Source organism: Paenibacillus chartarius (assembly GCF_042432825.1).
Lineage (GTDB): Bacteria > Bacillota > Bacilli > Paenibacillales > NBRC-103111 > Gordoniibacillus > Gordoniibacillus chartarius.
The window spans coordinates 93,480-118,309 of record NZ_JBHLWN010000022.1 but is presented as its reverse complement, the minus strand read 5'-3'; the positions used below and the strand labels follow the sequence as shown (position 1 = coordinate 118,309).

14 protein-coding genes are annotated in these 24,830 nt (G+C 57.4%); 6 read left to right on the top strand and 8 right to left on the bottom strand.

From position 1 onward, the window contains the following. Nucleotides 1–12: 12 nt before the first annotated feature. The 4 genes from ilvA to ACFFK0_RS04895 form a co-directional block, all read right to left on the bottom strand. Nucleotides 13–1,260 carry a threonine ammonia-lyase IlvA gene (ilvA, locus tag ACFFK0_RS04910; protein ID WP_377468800.1) on the bottom strand — a complete coding sequence of 416 codons (1,248 nt, stop codon included), beginning with the start codon at nt 1,258–1,260 and terminating at the stop codon, nt 13–15. 19 nt (nt 1,261–1,279) lie between these two features. After that, nucleotides 1,280–2,302, bottom strand: a complete 1,023-nt coding sequence (locus ACFFK0_RS04905; RefSeq protein WP_377468798.1) for an NADP-dependent oxidoreductase — start codon at nt 2,300–2,302, stop codon at nt 1,280–1,282. Nucleotides 2,303–2,407: 105 nt separating this feature from the next. Next, nucleotides 2,408–4,297, bottom strand: coding sequence for an aminotransferase-like domain-containing protein (locus ACFFK0_RS04900; RefSeq protein ID WP_377468797.1), 1,890 nt, complete (start codon nt 4,295–4,297; stop codon nt 2,408–2,410). Nucleotides 4,298–4,585: 288 nt separating this feature from the next. Then, a complete protein-coding gene (locus ACFFK0_RS04895) occupies nt 4,586–15,133 on the bottom strand; it encodes a carboxypeptidase regulatory-like domain-containing protein (RefSeq protein ID WP_377468796.1) in 10,548 nt (3,515 codons plus the stop codon). A 238-nt stretch (nt 15,134–15,371) separates the two neighbouring features. Between ACFFK0_RS04895 and ACFFK0_RS04890 the strand changes: the two genes are divergently transcribed. Further along, nucleotides 15,372–15,995 carry a pyridoxamine 5'-phosphate oxidase family protein gene (locus ACFFK0_RS04890; RefSeq protein WP_377468795.1) on the top strand — a complete coding sequence of 208 codons (624 nt, stop codon included), beginning with the start codon at nt 15,372–15,374 and terminating at the stop codon, nt 15,993–15,995. A gap of 157 nt (nt 15,996–16,152) precedes the next feature. Here the strand turns inward: ACFFK0_RS04890 and ACFFK0_RS04885 are convergent, their stop codons facing one another. Next, on the bottom strand, nt 16,153–16,947 hold the full coding sequence (locus ACFFK0_RS04885; protein WP_377468793.1) for an alpha/beta fold hydrolase: 795 nt from the start codon (nt 16,945–16,947) through the stop codon (nt 16,153–16,155). Between the two features lie 370 nt (nt 16,948–17,317). On the opposite strand from ACFFK0_RS04885, the gene ACFFK0_RS04880 reads away from it, so the two are divergent. From ACFFK0_RS04880 to ACFFK0_RS04870, 3 genes are read left to right on the top strand one after another with little or no spacing between them, the layout of a single operon-like run. After that, entirely contained in the window at nt 17,318–17,791 is a 474-nt protein-coding gene (locus tag ACFFK0_RS04880; protein ID WP_377468791.1) for an Lrp/AsnC family transcriptional regulator, read from the top strand. 27 nt (nt 17,792–17,818) lie between these two features. Further along, nucleotides 17,819–18,532, top strand: coding sequence for an azaleucine resistance protein AzlC (azlC, locus tag ACFFK0_RS04875; protein WP_377468790.1), 714 nt, complete (start codon nt 17,819–17,821; stop codon nt 18,530–18,532). Then, complete coding sequence (locus tag ACFFK0_RS04870) at nt 18,529–18,861, top strand: branched-chain amino acid transport AzlD family protein (protein WP_377468789.1); 333 nt, start codon at nt 18,529–18,531, stop codon at nt 18,859–18,861. Before azlC ends, ACFFK0_RS04870 begins: the two co-directional genes overlap by 4 nt. 164 nt (nt 18,862–19,025) lie before the next feature. On the opposite strand, the gene sigJ is transcribed toward ACFFK0_RS04870, so the two are convergent. The 3 genes from sigJ to ACFFK0_RS04855 all read right to left on the bottom strand — a co-directional run bounded on the left by sigJ (nt 19,026) and on the right by ACFFK0_RS04855 (nt 23,741). Then, complete coding sequence (gene sigJ / locus ACFFK0_RS04865) at nt 19,026–19,889, bottom strand: RNA polymerase sigma factor SigJ (RefSeq protein WP_377468788.1); 864 nt, start codon at nt 19,887–19,889, stop codon at nt 19,026–19,028. Nucleotides 19,890–19,933: 44 nt separating this feature from the next. Next, entirely contained in the window at nt 19,934–21,130 is a 1,197-nt protein-coding gene (locus ACFFK0_RS04860; RefSeq protein WP_377468786.1) for an NAD(P)/FAD-dependent oxidoreductase, read from the bottom strand. A 190-nt stretch (nt 21,131–21,320) separates the two neighbouring features. Next, nucleotides 21,321–23,741, bottom strand: a complete 2,421-nt coding sequence (locus ACFFK0_RS04855; protein WP_377468785.1) for an S-layer homology domain-containing protein — start codon at nt 23,739–23,741, stop codon at nt 21,321–21,323. Between the two features lie 330 nt (nt 23,742–24,071). Here ACFFK0_RS04855 and ACFFK0_RS04850 point away from each other — a divergent pair, with 330 nt between their 5' ends. Next, nucleotides 24,072–24,560 (top strand): hypothetical protein, encoded by a 489-nt coding sequence (locus ACFFK0_RS04850; RefSeq protein WP_377468783.1) that lies wholly within the window; start codon nt 24,072–24,074, stop codon nt 24,558–24,560. Next, on the top strand, nt 24,557–24,781 hold the full coding sequence (locus ACFFK0_RS04845) for a hypothetical protein (RefSeq protein ID WP_377468782.1): 225 nt from the start codon (nt 24,557–24,559) through the stop codon (nt 24,779–24,781). Before ACFFK0_RS04850 ends, ACFFK0_RS04845 begins: the two co-directional genes overlap by 4 nt. Nucleotides 24,782–24,830 lie beyond the last annotated feature (49 nt).

Sequence of the window (24,830 nt, the reverse complement as noted above, 5' to 3'; positions counted from 1 at the left end):
GTGTGATATCGCTTAAATGAGCAAATTAAACAGCGTCCGGTCCTGATTGATTTCAACAAAATCGTAGTCTTTGCGGGACATTCGGGCGATCAGCGGACCGTAATCGTCTTTGTTTTTCAGCTCGATGCCGACGAGGGCGGGGCCGCTCTCCCGGTTCGTTTTTTTCGTATATTCGAAGCGGGTTATATCGTCGTTCGGTCCGAGCACTTCCTCCAGAAATTCGCGCAAAGCCCCGGAACGCTGAGGAAAGCTGATGATAAAATAGTGCTTCAATCCCTCATAAATCAAAGAACGCTCCTTGATTTCCTGCATCCGGTCGATGTCGTTGTTCGAGCCGCTGATGATGCAGACGACGTTCTTGCCCCGAATGTGGTCGCGGTACGCGTCGAGCGCCGCCACCGGCAGCGCCCCGGCCGGCTCGATGACGATCGCGCTGTTGTTGTACAGCTCGAGGATCGTCGTGCACTCCTTGCCGTCGGGCAGCAGGACGATATCGTCGAGCACCTCGCGGCATATGTCGAACGTCAGCTGGCCGACCTGCTTGACGGCTGCGCCGTCGACGAATTTGTCGATGGACTCCAGGGCGACGACGCGGCCTTCGTTGATGGACCGCTGCATGGAGGCGGCGCCTTCCGGCTCGACGCCGATGATTTGGGTAGCCGGGCTGATGCTTTTGATATAGGAGCCTACGCCGGAGACAAGTCCGCCGCCGCCGATCGCCGCGAACACATAGTCCAGCTGCACCGGCATCTGGTGCACGATCTCGAAGCCGATGGTGCCTTGTCCGGCAATCGTGCGCGGATCGTCGAACGGGTGAATGAACGACATGCCGCGTTCTTTGCAGTACGCCTGGGCCTGCACGGACGAATCGTCAAACGTATCGCCGCTGAGAATGACCTCGACGAAATCTCCTCCGAACCGCTTCACTTGCGTGATTTTTTGCCGGGGCGTGGTGGTGGGCATGAAAATCGTTCCCTTGATCCCGAGCGCATTGCAGGAGTAAGCGACGCCTTGCGCATGGTTGCCGGCACTGGCGCACACGACGCCCTGGACCCGCTCCTCGTCCGTAAGGCTCTGGATGAAATTGTAGGCGCCGCGGATTTTGAAGGAACGTACGACTTGCAGGTCTTCGCGCTTTAAGTACACATTGCAGCCGTACTGCTGGGATAACACGGCGTTCAGCTGCAGCGGCGTCTCCTCGATGACTTGGCTGAGGGCGTGGCGGGCCTTGATGATCTGTTCGACGGGAAGCTTGGCCATGATGGGCAGGCTCCTTTCTCTATTGGGGTGATGATGAGCTTACTTGGACGATGACTTTACCGCGGGCGCGTCCGGTCTGGACGTAGGCCAGCGCTTCGTTCGCTTCGCTGAGCGGGTAAACGCGGTCGACCAGCGGCCGGAGCACGCCCCGATCGACCAGGCCGGCAAGGTGCTGGAGCTGCTCTCCGCTCGGATGCATGAAGAAGAAGCGATACTCGGCTTGGCGGGCTTTTGCCGCTTTGGCGAAGCGGCGCCCGGCCAGCGTGAACAGCAGCGTCTTCAGCGCGTTCTGGTGCGTACGCTTCGCGTAGCTGCGGTCCGGCAGGCCGGAGACGGAAGCGACGATGCCTCCGCCGGGCTTCAGCGTCTGAAAGGAGCGGAGAAGCGTATCGCCGCCGATCGTGTCGAGCACGCAGTCGTAGTCTTCGAATACTTTCTCTATCGGAAACTTGCGGTAGTCGACGGCGAAGTCGGCTCCGAGCGAATGGACGAGCTCGTGATTCGGTTCGCTCGCGGTCGTCCCTACATACGCGCCGAGATGCTTCGCCAGCTGGATCGCGAGCGAGCCGACTCCGCCCGCCCCGGCGTGAATCAGGATGCGCTGCTTGGGCTTCAGGCGAAGCTCCTCCGTCAGCGCCTGCCACGCCGTCAGACCGGCGAGCGGGAGGCCCGCCGCTTCCTGCAGCGTGATCGTGCGCGGCTTATGGGCAAGCTCATGCTCGGGTATGGCGATCCGCTCGGCAAACGTACCGCTGCGCTCCTTGCTCGGGCGGCCGTATACCTCGTCTCCGGGCTTGAAGCGGGTCACCTTGGCGCCGATCGCCGCGACGACGCCTGCGAAATCGTTGCCGAGCACGAGCGGCGCGCGGTAAGGCAGGGCGAGCCGGATGGCGCCGCCTGCACGGATTTTGAAGTCGAGCGGGTTGACGCTTGCGGCATGAATGTCGACAAGCACGTCGGTGGCGCCCAGAACGGGCTCGGGCCACTCCTGCAGGCGGAGCGGCTCGTCTTTGCCGAAGCGGCGCAGGACCATCGCTTTCATGAAGGGCGCGGCTCCTTTCTAGTGGTTCATATAGAGGCGGGGCGCATAGGAATTTTTCAAGCCGGGCTTTCACGATGAGTCTTCACATAGGGCTTCCTTCTAGCATCATATCAAGTTCGCCGGGTCCGCACAACGCGCCATCAGCTCGACGCCGCGCCGGAGCTCGTCTTCGCACAGGTGCGCGAAGTTTAAGTAGATGCCTCGGCGGCGAAGGTGCGGCGGCTGAAGGGATGTTTGAGGTGAAGCTGGCTGCAGCTGCTCAGGAGGCATTTTGTGCGGATCCCGGCCGGTTTCTTGGTCGTGCTTTCCGTGCGGGTCTTGGGTGGATTCTTGGTTGTGCTTTTGGTGTGGATTGCGGCTGGTTTCTTGGTTGTGCGGATCGTGGTACAGCTTTTGTAGAGCTTCAGTATCCATCTCCGCCTCCGCCCAGCCGATACCTGCGGAGCGGCAGCGCTCCCTGTACGCCAGGTAGGACGCTTCATCCCCCCGCCACCAGCCGAACAGATGGAGGCCGGCGTCGCTCTCGACCCAATCGAACCATGTGCTAAGGCGGGCTTGCAGCAGCTGCGCCAGCACATGAAACTTGCGCGAGTAGATGCGCTTCATGCGCCTCAAATGCCGTTCGTATTCGCCGGCATCCATAAAGGCGGCTAGCGCCCGCTGCTCGAGCAAATTGACCGGATACGGTCCGGCGATAAGCTGCTGGGCGCGGGCGAACGGCGCTGCGAGCGACGGAGGCAGCACGGCATAGCCGATGCGGGTGCCCGGCAGCAGCGTCTTCGTAAAGCTGCCGACATACACGACGCGCTCGCTGCGGTCAAGCACCTTCAGCGGCTCGAAGCTCTTGCCGCGGTGGCGGAATTCGCTGTCATAATCGTCTTCGACGATGACGGCTTCACGCTCGTCCGCCCAGCGCAGCAGCTGCTGCCGCCGCGAGAGGCTGAGCACAGCGCCGGTCGGGAACTGCCGTGCCGGCGTAACGAATAGGAGCCGCGCGTCCCAATCCGCGGGGACGATCCCCTGCGCATCGACGGGAGCGTCGATGCAGCGCGCGCCGGAGGCGCGCACCGCCTGGCGGACGCCGCGGAACGCCGGCAGCTCCGCCACGGCCGTCTCCTCCGGGCCGAGCAGCAGCTGCGCGACCAGCGCCAGCGCCTGCATCGAGCCTCCGGTGACGGCCACGTGCTCGGGCAGCGCGCGGATGCCGCGCGCCCGCCTCAAGTAGCGCGCGATCGCCGCGCGCAGCTCGGGGCTGCCGAGCGGCTCCGCCCGCTCGCCTCCCCCCGCGAGCCCGCTCAGCTCGCGGGCCTCTGCGTAGAGGCAGCGGCGCCACGCCTCGCGCGGGAACCCCGTCACATCGGGCACGAAGCGCCCGAAGTCTACTCCGCCCGGCGCGGCCGCCGGCATCCTCAGGGCGGGCAGCGCCGCAACGCGCTGTCCCCATGCCGACAGCCGCACGCCGCGCTTGTCGTCGGCCATACCCGGGCCTTCCTCCTGTACGGCAAAACCGTACCCGAGGCCGCCCGCATTCCTGTCAACCCGGCCCGCTAAGCTTTCGGCAGACCTCGCGTATACAGCTTCGTCCCTTCCGCCATCGGCGCCTCCATTCGTTGCTGCGAACCCGTTTCCGTTCGTTTCATCGCCTGCAGCTGCTCGTACCGGAGAATCCCCCGGCCCCAGCTTGCCCACCGCCGCCCCGTATGCCCGTTCGCGCGAAGCTCCGCTGCCTTCCGCTCCCGCCTCATCCCGGTACGCTACATAGGTACCGCTGCCCTTTTCGCTGGACAAATATCCTTCAGCCGCCAGCATCTCATAAGCCTGACTCACGGTACCGCGGGACAGCCCGTACATTTTCGCAAGCTCTCTTGTCGACGGCAGCCGTGACGCCGCCCCGAACCTTCCGTCCACGACAGAGTCACGCAGAGCGTGATACAACGCCAACAGCTTCGTCGGATATAGCTCTACATAGCTGTGATATGGGATTTGTACGTTCACGAGGCGCCGTCCCCTTGCATGTGGTCTAATATTTTTCATGATATACCTGCTATTTCTATTGTCAATGTCTCGTGAGCGCACCCGAAGTCATCCATTTCGTCATTCAGCTTTGAACTGCTCCATGCTATGGCGCTGATATTAACCATCGGGGTGCTGATCCATTTGTAAGCGGGCGGATTTGCATCTGCTTTGGATGAAAAATCGTACAAAAAATACAAAACTACTCTGCCATTAACCTGATCATACAAAAAAACGCCGGCGCCTAAACGCGCCGACGGCCCTTAAAACCTACCAAATCACTTCGCCCAAATCCTCTACGAACCGCTCCGAACCATCCGGATTGCGCTCGTAGCGGTGGCTGCTCGTGCTTTCCTGTACGTGTCCGTAAGCCCAGTCATCCTCGCCCATATCCGGGAAAGCCTGCGGCTGACCGTACAACGGACCGCGATATAACAGCCGATTGATCATCGCCACAGTCTCTGCACGATTGATCGTCTGGCTTGGACGGAACGTTCCATCCTCGTATCCATCAATAATGTGATAACGATGCATTTGCTCGATCGCTTGCTCCGCCCAATGTCCTACGATGTCGGCGAAGTGCACTTCAAACGAGCTTGCACCTTCCAGGTTTAAGTATCTCGTCAGCACGGTCGCCAGCTCCGCGCGGGTAATGGCGTCGTTCGGACGGAACAAGCCGCCTTCATAGCCCTGGAACAGCCCCTTGCGCGTCACGGCCTCAATGTAGTCCGCCGCCCAGAACGACCGCTCCACGTCGTTATAATACGTCACACCTTGCACTGTGCTCTTCAGATCGAGGATCCGGGCAAAAATCGCCGCCACCTCAGCCCGTGTCACGCCCCGCTCGCGCTTGAACGTGCCGTCCGGATAACCGAGAATGTATCCGCGGTGCGATCCCGGCCCGAACCGGTTTGTGAACATCATAACGTTAATCGAAGATTTGTCGTCCTCGGCATGCACGACCCGATCCTTCGTCCGGATCAACACATCGTTACGCACCATGACCGTAGGCGCCGTGAGCCCCAAAGCCGGAATCCGTACCTTGTACACCAGCGTGCCGCTTTGACCCGCCTTCAGCTCGCCTAGCGTCCATACAATTCGCGCTCCGGTTATTTTGCCGCCTGCCGCATCTTCGATCTCCGTGATACCCGGAATATCTCCCGCAAGCTCTGCATCATGCGCGGTATGCGGCGAACGATTCATATACCGGATCGTGTACGTAATGACCGAGCCTTCTTCATACATCGCCTTATCCGTCGATACGCTGACGGCCAAATCCAAATCCGAATCCGACGCTTCCGGCGGCTCCTCCACAGGCAGAATGATCAGTCCTCCGCCGCCTCCGCCACCGCCAGGTTTTGGAGCAGGAATACGCCGTAATTGAACATCCTTACGCACAATATCCGTCTCGACCGGAATCGTCTCGCTGGTGTAATCCTGATATCCCGCCTTGGTTACCCTCAAGTAGTAATCCGTGTACGGGAACACCATTGTGGCATAACTTCCGGCCGCGTCCGTATTTTGCGGATTGTGGTTGTCGTTCGGCGGAAAGCCGATCAGCTCCGGCAAGTTAACCAACGTATGAGGTACACGTTTAGCAGCGCTGTTCCGCGCCGTATCGGCATAGTACAATTCTACGCGAGCCCCAGCAATGATCGAGCCGTCATCCGCGTCCGTCACAATCCCGTACGGGTCGATCAACGACTCCCCGATGTTCATCTCGCCGTTCTGCTGCACCACCAGCTTCGGCAGACTGCCGTTCCGCTGACGGTTCACTATAATCTCCCCGCCTTCCACCTCTGCGACAACCTCCATCTGGTATTCGCCCGCAGGCACGTCCTGAGCGGTGAATACGCCGTTCGCATCAAGCGGGAATGCCTGGCGGTTGCCCTGCAGATCCAGCAAATACTTACCGTCTTTGTCCTTCAAGTACACCTTCATCTTCTGGTACACAGCCGGCTGGAACTGGATCACCTTATGGTCGGTCGTTGAGATCGTCACAAGTCCTGTCGCCGTTTTCTTCGAGTCGAAGAACTGATCGCCCAATCCGGTAATATCGCCGGCTTCAGCCTTTTGCCTGAACGTAATGTACTTGACCTCGCCGCCGATAGTCATCGGCTTCTGAATCAGCAGGTCATACTGCACGTTGCCGCGCGGAATCGCAATCGAATATTTCCCGTCCGGACCGGTGATCATTTGCGCAGAGAAGTCGATGACCCCATCCCCGTCAAAATCTTTCTCCACCGTCACAATCGCACCTTCCACCGGAACCGGCACACCGTTCACCATCGTGGTGACAATACCGGCGATGGCCGCAGGCTCGAACGTCATAATGATCTGGGCTTCCGCGTACAGCTTGTGCTCCGGATCGTTGACGGTCGCCACGACCGGAATGCGCTGCGACATCACGCCCTCGATCCTGCTGGATTGATACCGCACATTGGCCGTACCGTTCGCATCCGTTACGGCATTCGCGCCGTTCGGGAACGTCCCCCTCGCTGCGGAGAACGTCACCGGCACTCCGGCGATCGGCAGCCCGTTCTTGTCGAGAATAACCGTCGTCAGCACCGACGACGACTTGCCGTCCCCGATAATGGAAGTCGGGTTGGCGGTCAGCTTGATGGTGAACTGCACCAGCTCGAAATCCGCCGTTATCTTCGTTACCGACGGAGATGCCGGCAGCGCGTCGATCATGCGGCTCGCCGTGCTGTAGCCGTCGTGTCGTACAGTAATCAGGTACACCTTCGGCTTCACGCCTTCAAAGCGGTAATAGCCGTTTGCATCCGTCATCACCGATCCCCATTCCCGTAAGCCGATGCTGTCCCACAAGGCCACGGTGCTGCCCGCAATCGGCAAGCCCGTATCGCGGTCCGTCACCGTGCCGTCCAAATCGATCTGATTGCGCACAGTGAATCGGTTATTCCCAGCCCGCGGACCGCCTTCGCCGTCGCCCTGCAGCGCCGTCCCATGGCCGTCCAAAGCGGTAAACGTGACAAAGTACTCGCCCGACCCGGCGCCGATCGGCACGTAGTGCCCCAATGCCTTCCATGACTTAAACCCATCGGCAATGAACGTATCGGCATTACTCAAAGTCAGCTCCACCGTCTCCGTCTTGCCAGCATTGCCCCATACATACGAAGCGGTCAGCTTCACCGCGTTGACCGTACTCCTCGCTGCCAAGATCAATCCGTCGCCCGCCGTCACGACCGGCTCCTTCCAATCGGCCGCGTCCATCTGTCCCGTCCAGCCGTCCAGCGGCGCTTCCACGACATGGATACTGTCGGTCCAGCTGTACTGGTCTTGAGCCGAGTACACCGTCATGTACACGGAGGATGCAACTGTGGTCGGCGGTGTACCCAGAGGAACGGTAACGAGAAGATCCAGATTTAATCCCTGCTTCACCCCAATCGGAAGCGTCACATCCGAACCGCCTCCGGCGGCATACTCCGGTGCAATCGTATCCCATATCCAGCCGCCGCTGCCCGCCGGATGACCCGACGCAATGCTCGTTGTCCCGGACGACAGCACGAGCGGATAAGGGGAGTCCACTTCGACCTTATACTGCTGCGGTTCCCCGCGGCTGTTAGTTAGCGTATGCGTGAAGGCTGCGCTCTTGCCGGCGGTAACCGTCCGCTCCCCGCTGCCGCCCAGCATCGGAACGTCAAACCGCAGCATGTCCCCGTCCACCTGCAGCGTGCCGCTAGTGTAGGTCAAGTACCCCGGCCTCGATACTTGCACGTAATAATCAGTATTCGGCAGCACGTAAAATGCATAATGCCCGTATCCGTCGACATCCTGCGGGTTCCCGTCCTTCTGTACAGCTGCGTCGCGGCTTGCCGGAAGCGCAGCCAGCGTTCCCGCCTGCAGTCCTTGCAGCGCATTGCGCGGCGTATCGGCGATGTACAGCGCCACGTGCGCCTGATCCTGCCCGCTGCCGACGAGCGGTACGCCTGTGTTCGCGTCATATACCAGGCTGTACGGGTTGACCGTCAGCCGGACGAGCTGAATTTCACCTGCCCCGGTCAGATCGACCGCCGGGATGCGGACCAGCGCGAGCTCCTTGCCGCTCTCCACCTCGTAGGCCAGCGTCACGCCGTAACGGGCGGCAGGGAGATCCACCGCGTTAAACACACTGTCTGTCCCGACTGCGAACGCCCGGCGGTTGCCGCTGCCGTCCAGCACATCCGTATTCGTATCCACATTTCTCAAATACACGCGCATATGGCTCAGCATGCCCGCCGGCCACCACGTATCGGCTCCATCCGAGCCGTGCATGACGACGATACCGGAAAGCGAGCGGCTTGAGAGGTAGCTGCGATCAGATTGCCCGTCGATGACACCGGCATTCGCCTGTTGCAGGAACGTTTTGGTAGAATCTTGCCCGTTCACCGTTACCGCCTGATCGACCGTGAGCGCATACGAAACATTTCCGCGCGGCACGCCGATCCGGTACGAGCCGTCCGCTCCAGTCACAGCGCTGGCAGAGAAGTCGATGGCCCCATCCCCGTCAAAATCTTTCCGAATCCCTACCGCAGCACCCGCAACGCTCCTCCTTATGCCGTCGCTGCCAAGCTCGGTGACGACGCCTTCGACGGCGCCCGGCTCGAACGTCAAGACGAGCGAGCCCGAAGCGTTCAGACCGTGTGCGGCATCAACGACAGTCGCCGTAACCGGAATCCGCACGGTCCGTACATCCTCCATCGCGGTTGATTGATAGCGGATAACCGCACGGCCTTGACTGTCCGTTACGCCTGTCTTCCCTAGCGGGAACGTTCCGTTCGGCGCCCCGACAGGCGCGTCGAACGATACGGTGACGCCTTCGACCGGCCGGTACGCCGAATCGGTCACGGCGGCAATCAGCTCAGCGGCCGATTTCCCGTCCCCGACGATGGAGGAGGGCGATACCGTCAGTGTCAGCCGGTAGGCTGATAGCTGCAGGTCGGCCGTCACGCGCGTCACCGCTGCTGGAGCCGGTTTCGCATCAACGGTATGCGTCGTCGTGCCGTAGCCTGCGGCGGATGCCGCGATGACATAGCTGCCGGCCGGTATCGGACCGAAATCGTAATACCCGCTGCCGTCAGCAGTCTTTCGTCCAAGCTCCGTATGGCCGGACAAGTCCGTCAGCACGACCGTCGCTCCCGCTACCGGCGTCCCGCGAGCCGCATCCGTCACGGTTCCGGATAAGGTAATGATGTTCACGATGGCGAAGGCATTGTTCGTTCCTCTGACCGCCGTTGCTAACGATTCGCTCTCCAGCAGCGCATCCGGCGCCGATAAAGACTTGAACGTAACTCCGTAATCGCCCAACGGGATGTCGTCCGGCAGCCGCAGCACCACAGCCCATGTCTTAAAGCCGTCCTGTACATATGTGCCCGCATTCGTCAATTCCATTACAGCTTCGCCGGAGCCGCCATCATAGGCGTACACTACTTTAACCGACGCTGCATTCACGGCGCTGACTGCGCGCCACTTCACTGCTTCTCCCGGCTTGTAGGCCGGCTTCTCCCAGGCAGCTTCCGCTGTCGCCGAAGTCCAGCCGTTCAGCGGCGTGCCCGTCACCGTCAGCTGGTCTTGAGCGGATTGCGATTGACCGCCGCCGTTTGCCGCCGTAAGCTGCAGCACGTGAGCGATCCCGTTGTCATACGGGGCGCTCTCCGGCACGTGGACGACCAGCTTCACATTCCGGGATTCGCCTCCATTCAGCGTCACGGAGACCGGACCACCGCCGGCGAGAACATTGTCTACATAAATATCGGAAGCAAATGGCGCCGACCAGCTCAATGTGTATGTGTCCCGTCCGGCTCCGTTATTGGTTACGGTGTGGTCATACACCACATCGCGTCCTGCCGTAGTCGACCGCGAGTCTGCGCCCGTGACAGTTACGGCACTTAAAATCGTGGCCGGCTGATTGGCTGCTGCCGGACCGTACGTTTTGCCTTCGGTGTCATTCAGTGAATAGTATGGCTGCAGCACTGCCTGAATGTCGGCTTGCGTATTCGCCGCCGTGCCCGGTTCCGCCTGCACGGTAAAGGAGATAGCATCCTGCAAGCCATTTTCCAGATCGTCCGGGCTCCAAACGAATCCGCTGCCCGTCATTTTCGTCGTACCGCTCGCAGCGCCGATGGACACGATGCTGACCCAGCCCGGAAGCGTGAAGGTCACCGCCGGGTCGTAAGCCGTGCTCAGTCCTGTGTTATTCAGCCTAGCCGTGTAGGTGAGCTGCTCGCCTGCTTGACTGAACCCCGTTTTCCCGTTCTGCTCCGTCAGCGTTAATCCTACGGATGGCTCCACGACGCCGATCGACAGCGGAGCCGTTGTTAAATCGTGCACCGTCCCGTTCGAGCTTGCCTCCTCATACGTTACGGACGGTGTGTACACCGCTTGGTACGGCTTCGGCGTCACATTCGTCTCCGTCTTGACCCTGGCCGTTACTACAAACTCCTTCGTCCCCGTGATATTGCCTAGCGGGAACACGCTTCCGACAGCCGCAATCGGCGTCCCGCCGTAAGTTACCGACTGTACGTCCGCTTCCGTCCACGAAGACACTTTAGATAAAACAGCGTTGTAAGCGACGGCACCGGCCGGCACTTGGATCGTCAGCTTATACGTCACCGTATCGCCCGGCCTTACCGCCGTCCTACTGCCTCCGTTGGAGGAGTCCGTTATGGCGGCGCTTAGCGCCGCCGGTGCGACGGACAGTACGACTTCATCGGCCGCGTTCGGCGTATACAGCTTCGCCTGCTGGCTGCCCGCCGTCCCTGGCGTCGACTTGTAGCTCAGCAGCGTCCCTTGAACCTTCAGCTGCGTCACACCGGCCCCCAACACCCCCGGCTCCAGCGAGGCTTGGAACGTAACGGTTTTGGCCAGACCCGCCCCTACCGTAATACCGCTCCAAGTGATCGTCCGGGCCGATGCATCGTACACGCCGCCGTCGCTCACGTTGCTTGCGGTTATTCCCGGCGGCAGATCGGCCCGGAACGCCGCGTCGACGGCAGCGCTTTGGCCCGTGCCGTTATCCAGCTTCAGCGTAACGGGTATGCTCCGGTTGCCGCTCGAAAACTCGCTGGTTACAATAGGCAGCACATCGAATACCAGGCTCGGCTGGCGAACGTTGACCGTCGTTACCGCATTCGCTGTGCTCTTGACCGTTCCTCCGCTGTCCTGCGTGCTCCAATCCGCCTTCGCCGTGCTTTTGAACGCTTCGTTCAGCGCTTGGATTGCACCGCTCGTTGGCGAGCTTCCGTTTGTTTTAGCCCGCAGCTGAATCGTTTCCGTTATCGTTACGGGTGCTGCGGTCGCATCGAGCGTCCCATAATTGATCGTCATGATGCTGCCTGAGATCGCCGCAGCAGAAGGCGCCGAGACGACATCGAACTTCAGGATTTGATCGAACGTGTCCGTGACTTTAACCTGATACGCAGTCGTCCCTTTCGGCACGGTCAGCACCAGCTCATACGTGACAACGTCCCCTGGCGCTATAGCGGTCAGACTGCCGCTTGTCGTCGCTTTGATGCTGTTGGTCAGCAGAACGGCCGGCAGCGTCACCGTTGCGCTGCCCGCAGCCGGCGTCAGCTTCTCGAACGCCGTCGGGTTATTGCCCGCGTCCCCGTCCGTATCCCGCTGATAGGCGCCGTGCGTCGTATAGTACGCGCCGGAAGAACCGGTGATCGACTGCGTCGAGCCCGAGCCCTTCACCGCATCAAGCTGAATCGAGAACGGATACGACACGCTGTTGGAGCCGGTATGGGGCAGCTCCCCTACCGGGGCGAACGTCATCGTGTACGTTTCGTCCGTTACCGTCACCGTGCCGCCGCCCGAGGTGAATGAGAAGCCGGCCGGAATCGTAACCGACGGGGCAAAATCGTACGCCGAGCTCTTCCCGTTATTCGTAATCGTCATTGTAAAGCTGGCGGAATCGTTCTGGGCCATAGGGACAGAGGCCGGTGCAATGCTCGCCGTCAGATTAGGCTTCATAACGTCGACTTTGCCGGTGCTGTCGGAGATGCTGCGGCCGACGCCTCCGGAAGCGGCGTCCTTCCAATCGAACTTGGCCGTAATGCCCTGCGACTCCGAGTTACCCGATGACACTTGGTTAACAATGGCTTTGACATAATAAACATACGTATAAGTCCCGGTGCGAAGCGGCACCTTCGCGATCTTCACTTGCTTGCCGGTCAGTGACGCTTCCTCGCCCTCAGCGAGCGCGGTTCCGGTCCCGGTTCCTGTTCCGTCATAAGCGGAGAACACGATCGGAACTCCGTTATTCGTCGCAGGACTTTGATTATTATGCAGCGTTGCCGTTAACGCCGCCTCATAGGTGACATCGTTGCTCGGCACCGTCACTTCGATTTGGTAGACGACCCATTCGCCGATCCGTACTTGGTTCACATTCCCCGAAGCGGCATCAATCGCAGTCGCTTTGATCGCGCCCTTGTTCACGGTCATCTGCTTCTTGAGCGTTTCCGCTCCGTTATAGGTCCGGTCGCCCGGCTCTGCCGCAGAGCTGTGGTATGTCCAGGAGGAGCTTTGGGAAATATCTCTGCCCGCTCCGGCCGGACTCTTCACCTTAATCTTATAAGTGATGACCGCTTGACCGCCGTTCGGAGCGATCGAAAATCCGCCGAATACCGGGTTAGCTCCTGCCGCTGTATACGTCATCCCTGCCGGCCCGGAAACCGTAACGATCGAGTCCGGATCGAGCTCGGGCGGAATCGCTTCGGTGAAAGCAACCCGATAAGCCGTAGATGTCCCCGTGTTGGTCAGCACGACGGTCTCGGTGACTTCGTCCCCGCCGTCCACCGTCGTTTTGCTGACGGTACGGCTCATCGTCAGCTGCGGCTCGACATACGTCAGCGCCATTGTATCGCGCACGCTCTTGACCTTGCCTAGCGTACTCGCGAACGACAGCTTCACGAGGTTTTGCGCCGCCTTGTCCATCGCCACATTCGTGGCATCGTCCCATACCACCGCATGGATCGTCGTGGTGAACGTCGAATTCGCATTGACATCGTCACTCTGCAAATCCCAATACAGCGCGTTGCTGGCGGCATCGTACTGCGGCGTCACGCCATTCAACCCATAGGCGCTCAAATCCGCACTGTCAATGGTACCGTTGCCGTTAAGATCCTTCGGCTTCGTACCGATCGGCAAATAATCGTAGATTTGCACGTTACGCTGATTGACCGGCACACCTGCGGCATTATATGTAATTCGAAAATCAATCGACTGACCGACCGCTACCGTCGCGAGCTTCGGATCCGCCGGCGCCTGCCCGTCAACGGCCGCAATGATGCCGGTAATGGTCGGTTCATTCGTGCCCATGGTCACCCCGCTGCTATCCGACACCGGGCCGGATACATAGGTGTCGCCGGTTACCGTAACACTGCCGGACAGCGTATCGCCGGCCACAATCGGATTCGGCACGCCATTGCTCGTGTATGGGGATGCCGGATTGCCCCACGTCGTGTCCACCTTCGTCGTGTATTGCAGTGTGACCAGCGTTTCCGCTTGCACGGTGCCGAGCCTCCAGCCGAGGCTCGTCGTTCCGTCCGCATTCTTCCCCGGACTCGGCTTTGTAATCGTTGCCCCCGCAGGAGTCGTGATGTATTGATGGAACGTCTGCCCGTCGCCGACAGTATCGGCTACGACAACATTATCGACGTTGTAATACTGATTCGTCTTGACGGCAATCGTGTAAGTCAGCGTATTGCCGTAGCCAACCGTACCGCTAACCGTCTTGGAGACGATCATATCCTTCGCCACGACCGAATAAGGAATCGACCGGCCGCCGTAGATGGCGTCCGCCGCCTGATGCACAACGACCTGATCAAAGCTGATTGTGCTCGTCAGCGAAGTTCCGTCCTTAATCTGACTGCCTGCGTTTTCGCCAAGCTCGGTTTGCATTTTATCGAAAATGGCGGTTTTGTACTCTATCTTATATTCAGCCCCGGCAGCCAGGTTCACCGTGTTCCACTGCTGCACCCGCTCGTACACGGCGCCGGTCACATTCCCGCTGCCGTCCAGCTGCGCGCGGTAGGTCGAACCGGTAACCGGTCCGGTTGGGGCTCCTGACGAGTAATGGGGGGATTCCAGTTCGCCGGGCATCGTATTCTTCAATCCGATAAATTCCGAAGCGTACAAATTGTTGTTGACAATGGTTACGGTATAGTTCACATCGTCCCAATTGTCGCCGGACGCCGACGTATCCCCCGCGCCCTTCACATGCTTGCCGACCGCACTGAGCGTGATTTGGTACGGCGTAACGTTCACTACTGTGCTCGCCGACTTCGTCGGAGCGGACGGATTGTAATACAAATCCCGCGCAACCGAGCCGGCGTATACTCGCACGTCCACGGGAAGCTTATCGCCGAACTGTACCGGAAGTGCTTCCTGGTTTTCGTCCTTCTCCCTCTTAGTCGAATTTTGCTGAAGCGTTACGGCAAACGTATACGTCTCTCCAGGCGCCAAGTCCTTAATGTCCTGCCAGAACACCGTCTGCTTGTACGTTGAGGCCGAAACCGTATTCGTCGTCGGCGCGGCAGCATTCGTTCCGGCGAGAGACAGCCCGTCCCCCAGCACCAGCTCCACGCCTGCATTGTAGGCCCACGCTGACGCATCCGTATTGGACAGGGTCACGTTCATCATAAAGGTTCGGCCCAGCACGGCGTCCACCTCCCCGGCTACGTTCAAGCCGAGCCGCGTCGAGTCGAAGCTCACTGCCGTCGGCGATGCCGATGCGGGTGGAATAACGGCCGAGGCGATCAAATTCAACAGTAACAGCCAGACGATGACTGCCGAGGTTTTACGGGTCCGCTGCATAATACCTCCCACAATTTAGTAAATTAGTCGCAATTATTATACTATATTGCATATTTCGCGTAGGTCTGAAGTATCTAAAGAAATTGTTAAGTTAAATCAAGTTATTTCCATAACTGTACAACTGGCGGATGTCTTGCGAAGTGGCCCATATAAATTTTGAATAATTGGATCTTTCATTAAGCCAATTTGTCGTTTACCCTTAACGTAAAATCGACACCGCTAAGGAGGCGCCGAATCGATGCGCAGAGACGAGTTCGCCGTAATGAACGATAAGGAGCTCGCCGAGCTCCTTCATGACATCTCGTATGGGGTGCTTGGCACATGGGGGGACGACGGCTGGCCCGAGCTGACGCCGCTGAATTATGTGTATCACGGGGGAGCCATCTATTTTCACGGCAGCCGTGCGGGACAGAAGATGCGCAACCTGAAGGCCGACGCCCGCGTGACGTTCTCGGTATCCAAGGAGTACGCGATTATCCCGTCGTATTTCCAGCATGACAAGCTCGCCTGCCCGGCTACCGCTTATTTCAAATCCGTGATCATCAAAGGCTATGGGGAAATCGTTGACAATCTTGAGGAGAAGGCCGACGCGCTCGGCGCCTTCATGCGCAAGCTGCAGCCGGAGGGCGGCTACGCGCCGATCACCCCGGCCGACGCCGACTACGAGGGGCAGCTAAAGGCAACCTCCGTCGTGCGCATTCGCATCGAACAGATGACCGGCAAATACAAGTTCGGGCAAAATCTCAAGTCCGAAGCGCATGACCGCGTCGCCGCGCAGCTGGAAGAGCGCGGATTGGAGCTCGATGCGGAGACGGCCGAGCTGATGCGCCGGTACTGCCCGCATCATCAAGGGGGAAATTAAGAGGGCGATAATAGATTGGAGGGCGGTTAAGCGCCAACCGGCTCGGTCTGTGACTAACTAGGAAGGACAGCTGGACGCGACGCGGGACGGTAGTCCCGCATTCCGGCAAAGGCGCGGCCGCTTAACGATGTTCTGCATCGCAAAGGTAACGACGATCCTAGCCGGAGGGAGACTCCTTCTCCGTTATCTGTTCCCGGATCCACCTGCGAATCCGCTCATTCGTCTGGCTATGCCATTTGGTCGGCAATTGATGCTTTGCCTCTCTAATGAATTGCAGGGACGAGAACGGCAGATGGCGATGCAAAACATTGGCGTACTTGTGAAAAACGAAATTCTTTTCCCCATATAGCAGCAGCATCGGAACGTGTATGTCCTTCAATCGAACCGTACAATTATAAATCAGCCCTTGCCGGTAATACTGCTCCTGGTTACGAATATCGCCTTTCATGGAATCGCGGTACAACTTTCGAAAGGTTTGAAACGAATTGGCATTCCCTATGGTGATAACTGCCGTCAGAAATCTCCGGGCTCTGTATTTCGCCGCAGCAACGCATGCCTGAAGACTTCTTCTCAACACAGGATCGCTGACCTCCGACATAGCGCTTAGCAGAATTCCCCCGTAAAACCGCCCCGGATCGGCAAGTATCGTCTCCAGCGCTACCGCACCTCCGATCGAATAGCCGCAAATATAAGCTTTTGGGATATGGAGATATTCCAGCAGCATACAGATGTCCCGAGCCAGCAGCGGGAACGTGACAGGCAGCTCGGAATAGCGGCTCCGCCCGTGACCGCGGATATCGAATGTAATAACTTGATAGCTGTCGGACAACTGTTCCTGTTGATAGACGAAGCTATTTCCCTCCAATAAGGGAGGATGGACGAAAACGACCGGCAAACCCGAGCCCGTAATGCTGTAATGCAACCTGGTTCCGTTAATGTCTGCGAACGGCATGATTTTGGCGGCCCTTCCGTGATGGGTTGAAATAAAAGCCGGGTTTATTTTTTCCAAAACGAGGATGTCCGATGCATGGCCCCTGCATGCGGCAGCGCATCAATTCGTTATTTATCGTGCGAAATCCGCTTCAGGAACTGGAATCCATCCGGGATAAACGCGGAGTAGAGAGGTCGTGGATATCCTGCATGGCATGGGACATGAGGCATGGGGCCATTCGGGGTTACATCGTCATTATCGCCATATAATTCACCCGCCGCTCGAATTTCTTGAATTTAATTCTACCAATAACTTGACATACAGAATAATATTCGATATCGTTTAAGCACCACAAAACAAAAATCCAAAAACATCCTGTGAGGTGTGCAGTATGGCGATTAGGCTTGACGATATTGATAAAGCGATTTTGAGGGAATTGCAGGAGGATGCTTCCATATCCAATCTGAATTTATCCAAGAAAATTGGGCTTTCACCATCGGCTTGCCTTGCAAGAACAAAAAATTTAGTTGAAACAGGGATTATCAAAAAATTTGCAACCATAGTTGATGAAAAAAAACTAGGGATGGAAGTCACTGCTTTTGTACTTGTCAACTTAACACCTTTGAATCGGGAAACCATTCATTCATTTCTAGCGGACATACACAAATTCCCGCAGGTTCAAGAATGCTACACACTTACAGGAAGCCACGATTATTTGCTCAAGATTGTAGCAGCGGATATGGAGAGTTACCGGGATTTTATTATTGATTCGTTGATGCAGAATTCTGCAATTAGCAGAGTTGAAACCAGTATGGTTATGAGTACAGAAAAAAGAACTGTCTTTGTGCCGATTGACGAGGTTTAGCGTAATTCTCTTAGGATGTGAATTGTCATGCAAGCAAGAAAACAAATATGGATGGCCTTTAGAACAGCTTTCCCGTCCACAATACCCATCTTTGCTGGATTTATGTTCTTGGGAATCGCATATGGAATCTATATGAACTCACTAGGTTTTAGTGCAATTTATCCTATGCTGATCAGTCTAACCGTATTTGCAGGGTCTATGGAGTTTGTTACAGCAAATTTATTGATGGGAGCGTTCAATCCGTTTTATGCTCTTTTTCTAACTTTGATGGTAAATGCGAGGCATTTGTTTTATGGCATTTCATTGCTAGATCAGTATGGGGCAGCGGGGAAGAAAAAGTGGTATATGATTTTTGGACTTTGCGATGAGTCTTTTGCGATTAATAATACGATTCATGTACCGAAGAATGTGGAGAAGGGCTGGGTAATGTTTTTCGTAACACTTCTTAACCAACTCTATTGGGTTCTGGGAGCAACCATTGGCGGCATTTTTGGTTCCTATATGAAGTTCAATACAGAAGGGCTCGATTTTGTCATGACGGCTCTTTTTGCAGTCATTTTTATTGAACAGTGGATGAAAGAGAAAAAGCATTACAGCGCTCTCGTAGGTATTGGGATTTCAGTGATCAGCCTTTCTATTTTTGGTGGAACCCGTTTCATTATCCCGGCTATGATGGCCATTTTGGGTGTGCTCACCCTGCTTAGAAAGTCAATCGAAAAAGTTGAGGTTACCCCTGTATGACAATGAATATAACGCAGCAAGTTATTACGATAGCAATGGTTGTTTTAGGAACAATGCTTACACGGTTTCTTCCGTTCCTTGTCTTCCCGTCAGGCAAACCGGCCCCGCCTTATGTGCAGTATCTCGGCAAGGTGCTTCCATCGGCGGTAATTGGGCTATTGGTCATTTATTGTTTTAAGGATGTAAGCCTTCTATCCGGAAGTCACGGTATTCCTGAACTCATTGGGGTGGCAGTGGTTGCATGTCTACACTTTTGGAAGAAACAGATGCTTCTCTCCATAGCCGGAGGAACCATTGCCTACATGATATTGGTTCAAATGTTCTTTTAATCATATGGCAAATGAGTGCAGCGAGAGCACTGTGATTGCGGTATGCCCCGAAAGTTCAATGACAGAAGGAGCAGCTGCGGCAAACTGCTCCTCGGATCGTTGCTATCGTCGCTTAACGTTTCATCGAATTCATGTTCATCAAGCTACAAATCTACAGCCGCTGCCTAAACCCGGGCGAGCTTATCCGGGTTTCGAACGGCATACATTCCGGCAAGCTTTCCTCTCCGGAGCTGCATGAATAAAGCGGCCACGGTTTCGTCCCCCGACCGGATTACGATACTGGTCTCCCCGTTCAAAGGGGCAAGCTCGAAGTGAAAATCTCCGTGAAAATAGGACCTTAAGCTCCGAAGCCCGTCGAGCAGGACTTGGGCCACGCGATCGCGCGTTTGTACCGGATGCCTGAACGCGATTGCTTTTCCGCCTCCGTCGGCGACGAACGCGACGTCTTCGGCTAACAGTGACATCACACGATCGGCGTCCCCTTGCTCGAGGGAGTCGAGGAACCGGCTCACCCATTCCAATTCGGCCGCTTCGGCAGCAACCGGTTCCTCCTCGGATATGCCCATTTTGCTTCTTGCCCGGCTGAACAGCTTGCGGCAGTTCACCTCTTTCTTGCCGAGCAGCTCCGCGATATCGGGATACTCGAAGCCCAGTGCCTCACGCAGAACGAAAACCGTCCGCTCTGCCGGCGTCAGCCGTTCGAGCAGCACGAGCATGGCGTATGACAGAAGATCGCGGCGGACGACCGTCATCTCGAGCGATTCCGCTTCCGGGATCCGAATCGGTTCGGGCAGCCAAGGACCGACGTACTTTTCTCTCTGCTTCCGCGCCGACTTCCGCAGATTAAGGCAGCGATTGGTTACCATTTTGCACAAATACGCCTTCGGCTGCTCCAGTCGTTCGGGATGGACGTCGCATGCCTTAACAAACACGTCCTGCACCGCATCTTCCGCATCTGCAGCGGATCCTGTCAGCTGATAGGCCAGCGTGAACAGCAGTGCTCTATATTGACCGTATAGTTCCTCCATCCGCCGTCTCACCTTTTCCAGCTGTTAGGATTGGGATCTGGCTGCTATCGCAGCATACTGCCTTTATCCCATGCCAGCTTCCTGATTTTCCATCCCAGACTTCCCGTTATGATCATAGAAAGTCCCCATTTGCCTCCCCATACAAATCCGCGATTCTCCCCCAAGCCGATGCAGAAGAAATCCAGGATCGAGCTGGCGGATTTATGAACCGGCGCAGGGCGGCCCTCCAGATCGGCCATCACGATTTTTCCCAGTCTCTCTGCTTGCAGCACGCCTTCTCCGGCCCTCATCAGATCAGCCTTGCCGTTTCTCGGATCGACGATTCTCGCACAGTCGCCGATACTGTATACGCCCGGCGCCCCTTTGACGCGATAGCATTCATCCACCAGCACTTGCCCTTCGGGAGTAAGCGGCAACCCCATACTTCGAAGGGCCGGATTCGGGATAAGGCCAATTGTCCATATGCATAGGCCGACCGGCAGACGATCGCCATTACTGAGCTTCACCGCTCCCGCTTCCGCCTGCATCACCTTACGGTTGTAAAGTACGGTTACGCCGCACTCGCCGAGAACTTGATCCAATTTTTTCGCAACCTTTTCCGGCCCTTCCAGGAACAATCGTTTCTGGCCGCTCAGCAAATAAACAGTGATATCGGACGGGTTCAGTCCTAGCGACGAAGCTTCCTTCCGCATCTCAAGCGCCAGCTCGGCGGATGTCTCAACACCGCTTATGCCCGCTCCTGCCACCGCGATCGCCATCAGTCGCTTTCGTTCCTCAGCGTTCGTCTCCCCGGCGGCTTTCCGCAGGTTGGCGCGCCAGCGTTCCCGGATGTCCACCGCGGTTTGCGGGTCGGTCAAGACGATGCCGCCCCGATCGGGTTCCGGTTGCCGAACGATGCTGCCCGCCGCCACGACCAACAGGTCAAACTGTATGCAGGCATGATCTCCTTGAGCATCCTCATATCGAATCTGTTTTTCCCCGCTATCCACGAACGTAACTTTCCCTTGCACAAATTCGACACCTTCCGAGAACGAATAGTGCGTCCAGGGAATCATAATCTCTTCCTGGCCCACCGCCGGCCGGAACAAGAGCATTTTGCGCATATGACCGGGCTGCTTGTCGATCAGAACAAACCGGATCCTACGTCCATTCGCCATGCCCCGGGTCTCTTCCTTTATCGCTTTGAGCGAGTGAAGCCCCACGTGGCCGCCTCCGACGATTACGCATGTCAAATCGTTCATCTCTCCTCAGCTCCTTTACGTTTTGCACATATAACAACGTAAGCCTCTGAGTTGTGACATCGGAAACGAACGATGGAAATCCCATGCATGGGCTCATCAACGTCAAACATAATGCTCGCTCTAAAAAAATGCCCATAATAAACGCCCCAACCTGCGCAAAAAACAGGCTGGGGCGTTCTTTCATTGAGTATTAATAGTAGATCGGTCTCTTGCCCTGCAGATCGGCACGCGCCTCCAGATAACGGTAGAACGCCGTCGCCGCCTGCGCCTTCGTGACGGTCTCCGCAGGCAGGAAGCTGCCCGCTTCGGAAGCGGACATGATGCCCAGCCCGACAACGATCGCGACCTCGCCCGGACGCTTCAGCGAAGCGCTATCCGTGAACGGCTTGGCGAAGATGCCGTCCTTCTCGGCCAGCTTGCTGTAGCCCAGCGCGCGAACGATCAGCTGCGAGAGCTCTTCCCGCGTTACGTTCGCTTCGGGATTGAACGTGCTGCCGTCCTTAATGTCCAGAATCCCCAGGTCGACGGCGCGCTCCACGTACTGGAAGTACGGAGACTCGCCCTTCACGTCGGCAAAAGAATTCGCGCGCGAAGCTGTATCGTACATAATGCCGTAGTCGCCGCCGTTCATGGAGATTACGAGCATCTTGATCAGCTCGCCCTTCGAGATCGACGTGTCCGGGCTTACTTTGCCGTCCTTCACGCTAAGCGCTTGGTAATCCAGCATCAGCTGCAGCTCCGCCTGCGCCCAGTGGCCTTCGATGTCCGTCACCTGGACTTTGCCCAGCGTGACCGGCTCGCCGCTGTCCGGCGATACCCAGCCGCCCGTTACGGCATTCAGCACGAAGGCAGGGCCGTACGAGTATTTCGGCGTGAGCGCGTAAACCAATGCCGCCTTCTTCGACTCCTGCTCCGGCGTCGGCTCGCCGGATGCGGCCTGGAGCTTGATCATATCGACATAAGCGCCGCCAGCGTACATGTACGGGTACATTGCAATATTATTCACGTATTGAAGCTTCAGCTCATAGTTTGAGAGAAGCAGCTCTTCCGCTTTGTCTGCGGCGATCGTCTCCGGCTTCTGTGCCGGATAATCGATTTGCGAGAAATTGCCGGAGAAGCTCCGCGCCTCGCCTGTGACCGCGTCAATCGTAACCGATACGGAATCGTAGCCCGCCTTCACTCCGTCGATATACCGGCTAAACATGAAGGTGTAGCCGCGCTCGCGCTTTACGACATCCAACGGGATCACTTCGCCGCCGATACGATTCTCCAGCACGAGCTGGTGCGTATAAGCAGGCATCAGCGATTTGACCAGCTCGACGGCCTTCGCCTTAGCGTCCTCCTGCTTCACCTTCACTTCGGCGAGAGCCTCTCCGGAATAAGGCTCGAAGTGGTTGAAATTGATCAGTTCACCGGTCTTCGCATTCACCGTTGCGTATATTTCCTTATACGGTCCCCCATCCTTCGGGCTCGCATCCTTCGGGCGGTTGGACCAGCGTAAGTTCCACGTGGACATCGTCTTGCCTGTGATATCATCGGAATTCTCCGAGTAACCGGACTCCTGCTCGATCATTCCTTCCGGCAGCTTGAAGGATGCCGTCACCTTGGCAATCGCTTCTTCCTTCGTCAAATTCAGCGTTGCCGCCGGGGCGCCCGCCAGCGGCTGTTCGGTCAGCGGCGTGCGGTTCGGCTTCACATCCAGCTCGCTACCCTCCGGGACGTATACATCACCGGTCTTGGCGCTGATCGGGTACGTGCCCATCGTATAGGCCAACAGAGGCTTCTTCGTGCTGCTGCGGTACGGAATCTGATAGGTCAGTTCAGGCTCCGTCAGCTCGCGGACCTTCTTCTCTGCGGCTGCCGCATCAATGATACCCTTCGGATCCTCGAACGTAAGCTCCTCGTTCCAGACGTTCTGGTACTGCGTCACTTCGCCGTCCCCGTTCACCGTGACCGACACGAAGTTTTGCGGGAAAACGATGCCGTTCACCACCCGTTCATACTTCAGCTCATAGTTCACTTCCCCTTTGAGCGGAGGACGGGAAGATTTTTCGTTGCTGTCGTTGTACTGCGTCTGGGCAAGCGCTTCCGGGTTGATTTGCCCCAGCCATTTGGCCGCAACGTCTTTGGCTGCCTGGAAGTTGACCTTCGGCGGGTAGCTCGGCTTGTAGGACGGGTCGCTGTTATAAATGCTGTAGCCAAGCAGCTTGCCGTCGACCGCATCGATCTGCACGCTCAGGTTGCCGAGATATTGGCTGCCTTCCTTCTTCACATAGTTCAAGTTCCAGCTCGGGTTGGGAATCATGTAATTGCGGCCGGACAAATTCACGTTCTGGATCGTATAGCCTTCGGGAATCGTCACGAGCTTCTTGGCGATGTCGATAGCCTGTTCCTTCGTAATCTTCGCTTCCGCCTTCGACTTCTCGTCGTCGACCGGCGCAGGCATCGGGATATCTGTCGGCATTGGCATCGCAGCCGCGCTGCTCGTTCTTTCACTGCCGCCGGATGCTGCCGTTCCGCCAGCAGCCGTCGTATCTTCCGCCATGGCGAGCGGTGCGCCGAATAAAGTCGTAGCCAGCGTCAGTGCGCTGAGAGTCTTGAGTAGCTTCATTAAGAAAACCCTCCTTGGGAGCTGCTTGAATTTTCCGTTTGCTTACCAGACGCGGGTCCCTCGGCAAAGGTTGCTGCACGTCCGGAAAAATTTTAAAGCGGTTTTTTCGCCGTTCGCAGCCATTGCTCTGGGATTGGTCCTAGTCAGCCTCCAAGCAGATCGTTTGCCCAGCAGGCCAGCTTACCATTTCCGTAACCGGTTACAATCCATAAATTGAGATATCTGTAGTGTTGACGTAAAATAATAACCATACATTCTTTCGCCCCTTTACACCAAGTCCTTCGCTGCATGACAGTAAGGGAAAACCTGATAACGGAGTGGATTGCGGTCATGACGACAGGTTGGTTCGAGCGGTTCGCCGCAGCCGGTACGGCCGAGGAGCAGGCGCATGTGCGCGAGGCGGTGGAGGCAGAGCGGTATCCGGCATTTTACCCGATTGTAGAAGGCTTTACCGCACTGCTGAGATCGTTTGGAGACGAGGAGATCGAGCGGGTCGACGCGCTGCTGCGCAGGGGAAGGGAGCTGTTCCCCCAGCCGGCCGGGTTCAGTCCATCGTGGGAAAAGCTGTGGGACGAGCTGGAGCAGACGGCCGCTTATAAGAAGGAGGCGCTTGCTGCCGTTGCGCCGGGCGACCGGGACGGAGAGTGGCAGGTGCTGCTCGACAATCCGTATACGAACCAGGATGTGGCTTGTTATCCGGCTCTGACCTTCATGGAGGCCGTGTACTTGTACGGCTATTTCCGGCAGAAGCTTGAGAAGCACGAATATGTGCGGCTGCAGAAAATCCAGACGCTGATCATGAATTTTGGCGGGGAGTGACCAGTCGGGGCCAAGCGGCGGCGCAGGCCGGCCGACTGCTGCGGTTAGAGGAAGCGGACAGCTGCGCGGAGCCGGAGCTGCATGGCGGGGGCATGCGGCTTGCATCGCCGGCGGTCATGGGAGCTTATGGAGAAATCGCAAACGCAGAGCAGCAAGCTGCTCCAGTCAAGCAAGAGCGGCCTGCTGCCCTGCGACTTCTGCAGGTTGCCTTATCTGCATAAAGCAACTTCACGTTGCTGCGGCATTTTCTAACGCCATACGGTTTCCCTT